At 52.6% G+C, this 397-nt stretch carries 1 protein-coding gene; it reads right to left on the reverse strand.

Translation table 11 applies throughout. The features are described from left to right. Window positions 1-240: 240 nt before the first annotated feature. Entirely contained in the window at window positions 241-372 is a 132-nt protein-coding gene (locus tag GQV94_RS07990; protein ID WP_442778714.1) for a hypothetical protein, read from the reverse strand. Window positions 373-397: the final 25 nt, after the last annotated feature.

Consider the following 397-nt stretch of genomic DNA (forward strand, 5'->3'; position numbering starts at 1 on the left):
GGCTATGCCTGGCGCAAACCGATCAGCATCTCCTTAACGTCGTGACCTATCAGCATCACTGATAGCGGCACCCCGAGCGACAATATTGAGACGTTATTAGCCGGATAGCAACGCGAAGCCGCTTATCCGGCCTACACCGTTTCTGATCTGTTTGCCAGAGGTGGCGCCTGTCGCTACTGGCGTATTATCGGCACATCATGCCAGCCGACAGGCGCGAAACGTCTCTGTCTTGTCCAGGCATTACCCCAGCATCTCACGTACAAACGCTTCTATTTCTTTATTCTGGCCGTTTTCAAACAAACATTGCTGGAAACGCGGCCCTGAAACCGCCGTTTTAACCAGTTCAGGATCGATAGCCCGTAGTGTATCCAGATAATTCTCTTTGACGACCGCGGCC

It is taken from the genome of Campylobacter sp. TTU_617 (genome assembly GCF_016599045.1).
Lineage (GTDB): Bacteria > Campylobacterota > Campylobacteria > Campylobacterales > Campylobacteraceae > Campylobacter_D.